This window comes from Mesorhizobium sp. M2A.F.Ca.ET.042.01.1.1 (assembly GCF_003997405.1).
Lineage (GTDB): Bacteria > Pseudomonadota > Alphaproteobacteria > Rhizobiales > Rhizobiaceae > Mesorhizobium.
In genome coordinates, this window is the sequence record NZ_RZRX01000255.1 from 1 (window position 1) to 8,987 (window position 8,987).

Here is an 8,987-nt window from a genome sequence, read left to right on the forward strand (position 1 = left end):
CGTCAGCCGCATCGTCGGCGGCGGCGACATTGCCGCCGCGGCGGCGCATGAACAACGAGGCTGACGTGAATACTTTCGGACTGCACACTTTCGCCATCGCGCCGGTCTGGGACCTCGCCCGCATCGAGCCGCAGATGGACCGGCTGAAGGAACTCGGCATCGGCCTGATGGAGATCCCGCTGCTGCGCCCCGAGGAGATCGACACCAAGCGCACGCGCGCCTTCGCCAGCCACTATGGCGTCGAGCTGATCCCGTCGCTCGGCCTGCCGCGCGCGCTCGACGTGGTCGAGCGGCCCGACGAGGCGCTCGACTTCCTGCAGCCGGCCTTCAAAGTCTGCAACGAGGTGGGCGCCGAGGCGCTGGGCGGCGTCACCTATGGCACGATCGGCAAGACAACCGGACGGGCGCCGACGCAGCGCGAGATCGACGGCATGTGCCGCTTCCTCGAACGGGCGGCGAAGTCGGCGAAGTCACGCAGCCTCAAGCTCGGCATCGAGCCCTGCAACCGCTACGAGACGCATCTGATCAACCGCGGCATCGACGCGGCGCGCATCATCGAGCGGGTCGGCGCCGACAACATCTTCATCCATCTCGACACCTACCACATGCATATCGAGGAAGAGAGCTTTGCGTCCGGCTTCGAGGCGGCGGCGCCCTATCTCGGCTATGTGCATGTGTCGGAAGCCAATCGCGGCGTACCGGGGCGCGGCATGCTCAACTGGACGGCCTGCATGAAGGCGATCGCCGACATCGGCTATCAGGGCGCGATCACGCTCGAAAGCATGAACCATGTCGATGTCGACATTGCCGGCGGGCTGGCCGTCTGGCGGCCGGTCGCCGAGGATCCGCGCGACGTCATCGAGGTCGGGCTACCGTTCCTGCGCGAGGAAGCGAGGAAGGCGGGGCTGACGCTGGGGTGAGGGTTTTTTCCTTCTCCCTCAAGGGGAAGGAAGAATCAGAACGGGTAGTGCTGGCCCGGGTCCTCGATCGTCACCCAGCGCAGGTCGGTGAACTCGGCGATCGAGGCCTTGCCGCCGAAGCGGCCATAGCCCGAACCCTTGACGCCACCGAACGGCATCTGCGCCTCGTCGCCGACGGTCGGGCCGTTGATGTGGCAGATGCCGGCCTGGATGCGCGCGGCGACAGCCATGGCGCGGCGGATGTCGCGGCTGAAGACAGCGGACGACAGGCCGTATTCGGTGTCGTTGGCGACGCGCACCGCTTCGTTCTCGCCGTTCACGCGAATGACCGGCTTCACCGGGCCGAATGATTCTTCCGCATAGACGCGCATTGCGGGCGTCACGTGATCGAGGAGCGTGGCTTCCACGACCGTGCCGGTGCGCTTGCCGCCAGCCGCAAGCTTTGCACCTTTCGCGATCGCGTCGGCGATCAGCTCCTGCATCTTGTCGGCCGCCTGGCTGCTGATCAGCGAGCCCAGCACGACATGGCCGCGCGGATCGCCGGCCGGCAGTTGCGCGGCGCGAGCGGCAAGCTTTGCGACAAATTCGTCGGCGATCTTTTCATCGACGATCAGCCGTTCGGTCGACATGCAGATCTGGCCCTGATGCATGAAGGCGCCGAAAACAGCGGCGTTGACCGCCGCGTCGATGTCGGCATCGTCCAGCACCACCAGTGGCGCCTTGCCACCGAGCTCGAGCAGGGCCGGCTTGAGGTGCCGTCCGGTGAGCTCGGCGATGATGCGGCCGACCTTGGTCGAGCCGGTGAAGTTGACGCGCTTCACCGCCGGATGCGCGATCAGCGCCTCGACAATTGCCGCCGCGTCTTTCGGGTCGTTGGTGACGACATTGACGACTCCCTTGGGCAGGCCGGCCTCGACCAGCACCTGGCCGATCAGGCGATGCGTGCCCGGGCACATTTCGGACGCCTTCAGCACCACTGTGTTGCCGCAGGCGAGCGGCATTGCGAGCGCACGCGTGCCGAGGATGACCGGCGCGTTCCACGGCGCGATGCCGAGGCACACACCAGTCGGCTGGCGGATCGCCATGGCCAGCGTGCCCGGCTTGTCGGATGGAATAACCTCACCGGAAATCTGCGTCGTCATCGCGGCTGCCTCGCGCAGCATGGTGGAGGCCAGCATGACGTTGAAGCCGGCCCAGGGTCCGGTGGCGCCGGTCTCTTCCATCATCAGCTTCGTGAACTCGCCAACCTTCGAAGCCATCAGATCGGCCGCCTTCAGGAGCAGCGTCCGGCGCTCGCCGGGGCCAGTTTTCGACCACGTGTCGAAAGCAGCGGCTGCAGCATCGACTGCGGCGTTGGCGTCGGTGATGCTCGCGGCCGCGGCGCATGTCGCCAGCTTGCCGGTGAAGGGATCCAGGCGTTCGTAGGAGGCCTTGCCGGTCGCTGCCTTTTCGTCGCCGTCAATCAGAAGTCCGATGTCCATGGGTTTCTCCCTCGCTGCCGTGGAGCGTTGCAAAATTAGAAGCCAAGCACTTCCGCGTTGATCGACGCCTCCAGGCCGCCGTCGACGGGCACGTTGGCGCCGTTGATCCAACGCGCGCCGTCCGAGCACAGGAACAGCACAACCGGCGCGATGTCGCCCGATGTGCCGGCTCGGCCAACCCGGGCGATGTCGCTGTCGACCTTCGCGTCGCCCAGCACGCCGCGGAACTGTTTGAGGATCGGCGTCTCCACCGGGCCCGGGCTCACCGCGTTGACGCGGATGCCACGGCTCTTGAACAGCTCCTGATGCGCGGCGCGGAAGGTCCACAGGAGCAAAAGCTCCTTCGAGACCGGATAGCCTTCCTCGTTCTTGACCGCGTGCTGGGCAATCACCCTCGCGACATCGGGAAAACCTTCGACGCTGACCATAGAGGCGGCGCGGTTCAGATTGGCGCGCCAGCCGAAGCCGGCGATCGAGGCGACGTTGACGATGGCGCCGCCCTCGCGAAGTTTCGGCGCCAGCGCCTCCGAGAGCGCGCGCAGGCCGTAGAAGTTGACGGCGAGCGTCGGCACGGCGCCGGTGTTGCCGGAGAGGCCGGCGACGTTGCACAGCGCATCCAGACGCTGCGGCAGTTGCCTGACAAGATCGTCGACGCCGGCTTTGGACGAGATGTCGGCCTTGACGAAGATGCCCTGATGATCGGCCGGTTCGCGCATGTCGACGCCGATCACATCGGCGCCAAGCTGGCCCGCCAGTTCCGCCGTGCGGGCGCCGATGCCCGAGGCGACGCCGGTGATAAGGATCGTCTTGCCGTACAGCATGGTCACGCTTTCTCCCGAGATGTTGTTACCTGTGCCGGCGAAGCGGTCCCACCGGTCGTGTCGCTTGCGTTGACAGGAAGCCTGACGCGGTAGCCGACCGACAGCAGGCGCCAGCCGAAGCGTTCTTCGAGCGTGCCCCACAGACCGCGCGGCAGGAGCAGCGAAAAGGCCAGCGCCGTGGCGCCGAGGCCGATCAGGTACCAGACGCCGGTGCCGCCGAACCAGGTCTCGATGAGAAAGAACAGCAGCGCGCCGAGGATGGCGCCCTCGAAGGTGCCGATGCCGCCGACCAGCACCATGAAGATCATGTAGGCCGTCCACTGCACGCTGAAATAGGTTTTTGGCTGGAAGGTGATAGCGGTCGCCAGCCACAGCGCCCCGGCGATGCCGATGCCGAAGGCGGCGAGCACGAAGAGCACCCGCTTGGTGCCGGTGACGCGCACGCCGATGGAGGCTGCCGCGTCCTCATTGTCGCGGATGGCGCGGATGGCGGCGCCGGTGCTGCCACGCAGCAGGCCGAACAGGATTGCGAGCAAGGCCGTCATCGACGCCAGCGCCAGCCAGTAGATCGCAACGCGCCTTGTCGACGCGTCGTAGACGTTGAGCGAGATCAGCGAGGTGCCGGTCTCGCCCTGAATCAGCCGGTCGAGATTGACGAGAAGGTGGGTGAGTGCCGCTATCACCCACATGCCGATGGCGAACTCGCCGTTCCTCAAGCGCAGCATGAACAGTGAGATCGGCCAGGACACCGCGCCGACGATGACCGCCGAAACGAACAGCGAGACGAACGGATTGAGCCCGGCATTGGCGAGGCGGATGGCGAAGTAAGCGCCGAGGCCGAAGAACACCTGCTGGCCGACCGAGACCAGACCGCCGAAGCCGGCGAGCGCATTCCACATCGCGGCGAGGATCACATAGATGAACAAAGCGGTCATGCGGTCGACCGCGCCGGCGGAGAGGAACTGCGGCGCGACGGCAAGCAGCAGGATGATGATCGCGACGCCGAAGCCGGCGATGCGCGAGGCGGCCGTGCCGCGCTCGATGACGGGGGAGGCGGCGCTCATGACACCTTCCCCGTTGAGAACCGTAGCAAGCCGCGCAGCCCGAGGCCGGAAGTGTAGAGCCGGATGAACAGCACGATCAGGAAGGCGACATGGCCGCCGATGAGAAAGCCTTGCGGGTGTATCTTGGCGCCAAGCGTCTGGGCGAGCGCCAGCACGATGCCGCCGACCAGCGTGCCCCAGAGCGAACCGGCGCCGCCGATGACGGCGGCCTCGAAAGCGAACAGCAATTGCGTCGCGCCCGCATAGGGATCGAACGTGGCGCGCATGCCGAGGAAGGCGCCGGCGAGACCGACCGTGACCATGGCAATGGCGGCGGCGACGGCGTTGGCGCGTCGCGCATCGACGCCGACGAGGCCAGCGGTATCGGGGTCTTCCGAAGTGGCGCGGATCGAGCGGCCGAGCCCGGTGCGCGTGAGGAAGAGCTGCAGTCCGCCGAGCAGGACGACAGCGGTGATGAAGATGATGACCGCGAGCTTGCCGACATAGATGCTGCCCGGCCATTCCCAGGAATCGTAGGACAGGCTGCCGATAAAGGGCGCCAGCGAGCGCGTGTTGGCGCCGAACTGCTCGAACAGCACATTGTCGATGACGATGGCGAGGCCGAAGGTGGTGAGGATCGGTAAGAGCGCGCCGCCGCGCGCGCTGCGCTCGAGCAGGAAGCGCTGCAGGGCCCCGCCGATCACCGCCATCAGCGGCAAGACGATGAGCAAGCCGAGGAAAGGCGGGATGTGGAAACGCGAGGCGAGCAGCCACAGCGCGAAGGCCGACAGCACGGCAAGGCTGCCATGCGCCAGGTTGATGATGCGCATCACCGAGAACATGAAGGAGAGGCCGCAGGCGATCAGCGCGTAATAGCCGCCGAGCAGAATGGCCTGGACGATCTGGTTGCTCATGCCGGCACGCCCCAGCGGCTTTTCGGTGCAGGCCGAAATAGGCCTTGGTCACCTCGTCGCGCGAAACGCTCTTGCTGTCGCCGGCAAGCACGATCCGGCCCTCCAGCATGCAGATGACTTTGTTGGACACGGAGAGCGCGCGGTTGAGGTCCTGCTCGACAAGGATGATCGTCGTTCCGGAGCTGATCAGCCCCTGCAGCGAAGCATAGACGCGGTCGACGACCAGCGGCGACAGGCCGAGCGAGACCTCGTCGAGCAGCAGCAGGTCGGGATTGCTCATCAGCGCGCGGCCGATTGCCGTCGCCTGCTGCTCACCGCCGGAGAGATGACCCGCCTTGGCGTGACGGCGCGGCTTGAGATTGGGGAAGGTGTCGAGCACCTTGTCGACGCTCCAGTCGCCCGGACGGCCGCCGGCGCGGCCGAGCAGGAGGTTTTCCTCGACGGTCATCTGTACGAACAGTCGCCGGCCTTCGGGCACCAGCGCGATGCCCTTGCGGACGCGCTCATGCGAAGGCACACCGGAGAGGTCGGCGCCGTCGAAGCCCACGCGGCCCGAAGCTGCCTGATGCGCGCCGGCAATGGCCCTCAACAATGTCGTCTTACCGGCGCCGTTGGCGCCGACCAGCGCCAGCGTCTCGCCGCGCTCGATGCCGAAGGTGACGCCGCGCACCGCCTGCAGCAGGCCGTGGCGGACGACCAGATCCTCGACCGACAGCAGGCTCATTTCGGGCCTCCGCCGAGATAGGCGCTGATCACCTGCGGGTCGGCCATCACCGCCTGCGGCTCGCCGTCGGCGATGATCTTTCCCGCATCCATGCAGATCAGCCGCTCGGCCACCTGCAGCAGGATGTGGACGATGTGCTCGATCCAGACAATGCCGATCTTGCGGCGGCGCAACTCGCGGATGGTCTCGACGAGCTCGCCGGCCTCGCCATCGGTCAGGCCGCCACCGATCTCGTCGAGCAGAAGCAGCGTCGGCTTCGCCGCCAGCGCGCGCGCCAGCTCCAGCCGCTTGCGGTCGAGCAGGCCAAGCGTCTCGGCGCGCCGGTTGGCGACGCCCAGCATGCCGCAGAGCTTCAGCGAGCCGAGCGCTTCCTCATAGGCCTCGTCGCGGCCGAGGCCGGCGCCATGCGAAGCGGCGACGAAGACATTCTCGAAAGCGGTCATGCCGCCGAAGGGCTTTGGCACCTGGTGCGTACGGACGAGGCCCAGCCGGCAACGCTGCGTCGCCGGCAGCACCGTCACGTCATCGCCCTTGAAGGCAATGGTTCCGACGCTTGGTGGATAGGCGCCGGAAAGCACGCTGAGCAGCGTCGTCTTGCCGGCGCCGTTCGGGCCTACGATGCCCACCGCCTCTTGGGCGCCCATGGCGAAGTCGATGTCGTCGAGCACCACGAGCGCGCCGAAGCGCTTGTGGATGCCGGCGGCGTTGAGGATCGCACCATTGGGCGTGGCGTTCACGATGCGGTCCCCCGGCAGGTCAGCCGTTGTAAGGCTGGAGCTTGGCCCCGACCGGCACTTTCGGATCGGTGGCGTTCTCGGTGACGACATAGTCGAGCGGGAATTTCGAGCCTTCCTTGGCGGCGACCCATTGCGTGCCGATGATCGGACCGGGCGAGACATTGGCGACCGGGCCGCTGGTGAAGTCGACCTTGCCGATCATGGTCTCGGTCTTCAGCGTGCTCAGCGCCTTGGCCACCGCCGCCTTGTCCTTGGCGTTGGAACTCGCCTTCAGGGCTTCGAAGCCGGCGTCGAGCAGCGACATCGAGGCGCCGAGTTGCTGCGTCCATTGCTTGCCGCTTGTCGCCTCGTAGCCATCGGTCAGTTCCGTTCCCGAGACGCCGGTCAGCGGCGACTTGTACGGGAAGGCCTTGTGCCAATAGGCGGCACTCGCAATTTTCATGCCGAGATCGCCCAGCGCCTCGATGTCGGAGGGGAACAGGCCGGTCTTGGCGACCTGGGCGATCTTGATCTGCCTTGTCAGTCCCTGCTGGGCTGCCTGACGCCAGAAAGCGGCGAAATCGGGCGGGATCGGGAAGGAGTTGAAGATCTCGACGCCCTCTTGCTTGAACAGCGCGATCTGCGAGGAATAGTCGGTGGTGCCGGTCTCATAGGCGCCGGGATCGACGATCGTGAAACCCTGCTTGGCCAGAAGCGGCGCGAGATTGGCGCGGATGGCGTTACCGTCGGCGTCGTTCGGATACATGACGCCGACCTTCTTGTTGGTCTCGATCAGATTCCACTGCGAAATGTAGGTCTTGAAGAATTCGCCGACGCCGAAGCCGAAATGATAGGTCCATTTGAAAGGCGAGGGTGCGCCGGGCTTGGCGCCACGGCCGAAATACCAGGCCTCCCAAGGCATGACGGTCGAGAGGCAGGGCACGCCGGCGGCTTCGCAGGCATCCGCCACCGGATTGATGACCTCCGGCGTGGAGACGGCGAGCATCAGGTCGATGGCCTGGTTGTTGATCAGGTCTTTTGCCAACTGTCCGGCGCGGGACGGGTCGGACTGGGTGTCCTGGTCGAGGATCTCGACGCTGTATTTCTTGCCGCCGAGCTCGATGCCATTGGCCAGAGCCTTGCGGGCGAGGTCGAGCACATAGCCATCGGTCTCGCCGAAGCCGGCGAGCGGGCCGGTGCGCGGACTTACGAATCCGACCTTGAGCGTGTCGGCACTTTGCGCGAAGGCCTTGCCGCGGCCGAATGCCAGTGCCGCGCCGCCGGCCACCGACGTGGCGATGAACTGGCGCCGTGAAATGCCCGATAGAATGGGTTTGCTGCCGATAATGCGAGACATCTGCTCCTCCCTCAGTGGCCGTTCGACACGACGGCAAACGGGGTTCCGCTTGCCTTCGGACAGTACGGCTTTCGATCCTCCGAGGTGACATTGCACTAGCGGTTTGGTTCGGTAAAATGATATTTTACGGTGTTTTATTAACCCCTGGGTTAGTAGAGTTCGAACTGCCAAGGCCGATCGTCAGGCGTGGTGCCGCGCGGCCTCACGGATCGTCTGCAAGAGGATGGTGAAGGCGGGCGAGGGCGCGGTGTCGGTGCGCATGGTCAAGCCCACCGGCCCTTTGGTCTCCTCCGTATCCACCGGCAGGGCGATAAAGGCGCCGCTAGCGATCTCGTTGGCGACGACGCCGGCCGAGATGATCCACACGGCGTTGCTCTGGCGCATGAAGGAACGGCCGAAGGAATCGGAGACGGTTTCGATTTCCGTCGCCGGCGCGGTCATGCCATTGGTGATGAAGAGCCGGTCCACGAAGGGCCGGATGACGGATTCGCGCGTCGGCATCAGGACGGGGAACTCATCGAGCCGTGCGAAAATGTCTGTCCCTGGCTCCGTCAACGGATGCCCGGCCCGCACCACGAACAGCACCTGCTCCGAATAGAGATGTTCGAAGAAGAAGCCGGTCATGTGCTCCGGCGCCGCGAGCCGGCCGACGACGAGATCGAGCGCGCCGACACGCAATTGCTCGAGAAGCACCGCGTTTTCGCCGGTGACGATCTTGAGCGCGGCGCCCGTGCCTTCCTCGAGAAACAGATTCATGGCGAGCGGCATCACGCGCGCCGAGACGGTCGGCAGCGCGCCGATGCGGATCGGGTCGCGGTTGAGGGCGCCGTCCTGGCGCACGGAATCGACGCCGCGCTTCAACGCCGAGATCGCCGAGCCGGCGTGTCCGAGGAAGATTTCACCGAGGCGCGTGACGCGGATGCCGCGCCCGTCGCGCTCGACCACCGCGACGCCCAGCGCTTCCTCCAGCTCACGCAGGGTCTTGGTCACGGCAGGCGCGCTGACATGCAG

Annotated in this window: 8 protein-coding genes and 1 pseudogene; 1 reads left to right on the plus strand and 8 read right to left on the minus strand. The window is 66.0% G+C overall.

Annotated features, from left to right (window positions below; genetic code table 11):
- Nucleotides 1–920 (plus strand): sugar phosphate isomerase/epimerase family protein (locus EOA23_RS28035; protein ID WP_245474364.1); only part of this gene is annotated, 920 nt, incomplete at its 5' end.
- A 35-nt stretch (nucleotides 921–955) separates the two neighbouring features.
- Here EOA23_RS28035 and EOA23_RS28040 read toward each other — a convergent pair.
- The 8 genes and pseudogenes from EOA23_RS28040 to pcaQ form a co-directional block, all read right to left on the minus strand.
- Nucleotides 956–2,401 carry an aldehyde dehydrogenase gene (locus EOA23_RS28040; protein ID WP_127306537.1) on the minus strand — a complete coding sequence of 482 codons (1,446 nt, stop codon included), beginning with the start codon at nucleotides 2,399–2,401 and terminating at the stop codon, nucleotides 956–958.
- 35 nt (nucleotides 2,402–2,436) lie between these two features.
- Nucleotides 2,437–3,222 carry a coniferyl-alcohol dehydrogenase gene (locus EOA23_RS28045; RefSeq protein WP_127306541.1) on the minus strand — a complete coding sequence of 262 codons (786 nt, stop codon included), beginning with the start codon at nucleotides 3,220–3,222 and terminating at the stop codon, nucleotides 2,437–2,439.
- A 2-nt stretch (nucleotides 3,223–3,224) separates the two neighbouring features.
- Nucleotides 3,225–4,286, minus strand: coding sequence for a branched-chain amino acid ABC transporter permease (locus EOA23_RS28050; RefSeq protein ID WP_127306542.1), 1,062 nt, complete (start codon nucleotides 4,284–4,286; stop codon nucleotides 3,225–3,227).
- Complete coding sequence (locus EOA23_RS28055; protein WP_127306538.1) at nucleotides 4,283–5,179, minus strand: branched-chain amino acid ABC transporter permease; 897 nt, start codon at nucleotides 5,177–5,179, stop codon at nucleotides 4,283–4,285. Before EOA23_RS28055 ends, EOA23_RS28050 begins: the two co-directional genes overlap by 4 nt.
- Nucleotides 5,180–5,195: 16 nt before the next feature.
- Nucleotides 5,196–5,903: pseudogene (locus tag EOA23_RS28060) on the minus strand (ABC transporter ATP-binding protein); the annotation flags it as partial.
- Nucleotides 5,900–6,574, minus strand: a complete 675-nt coding sequence (locus EOA23_RS28065; RefSeq protein ID WP_281058768.1) for an ABC transporter ATP-binding protein — start codon at nucleotides 6,572–6,574, stop codon at nucleotides 5,900–5,902. The gene EOA23_RS28065 and the pseudogene EOA23_RS28060, both read right to left, overlap by 4 nt.
- Nucleotides 6,575–6,659: 85 nt before the next feature.
- Nucleotides 6,660–7,976, minus strand: a complete 1,317-nt coding sequence (locus EOA23_RS28070; RefSeq protein WP_127306539.1) for an ABC transporter substrate-binding protein — start codon at nucleotides 7,974–7,976, stop codon at nucleotides 6,660–6,662.
- A gap of 180 nt (nucleotides 7,977–8,156) precedes the next feature.
- Nucleotides 8,157–8,987 (minus strand): pca operon transcription factor PcaQ (gene pcaQ / locus EOA23_RS28075; RefSeq protein ID WP_127306540.1); only part of this gene is annotated, 831 nt, incomplete at its 5' end.

Bases quoted from the DNA above. Each gene is read 5' to 3' on its own strand.
- EOA23_RS28040 (WP_127306537.1), bottom strand. From the start codon at position 2,401: ATGGACATCGGACTTCTGATTGACGGCGACGAAAAGGCAGCGACCGGC.
- EOA23_RS28045 (WP_127306541.1), bottom strand. From the start codon at position 3,222: ATGCTGTACGGCAAGACGATCCTTATCACCGGCGTCGCCTCGGGCATC.
- EOA23_RS28050 (WP_127306542.1), bottom strand. From the start codon at position 4,286: ATGAGCGCCGCCTCCCCCGTCATCGAGCGCGGCACGGCCGCCTCGCGC.
- EOA23_RS28055 (WP_127306538.1), bottom strand. From the start codon at position 5,179: ATGAGCAACCAGATCGTCCAGGCCATTCTGCTCGGCGGCTATTACGCG.
- EOA23_RS28070 (WP_127306539.1), bottom strand. From the start codon at position 7,976: ATGTCTCGCATTATCGGCAGCAAACCCATTCTATCGGGCATTTCACGG.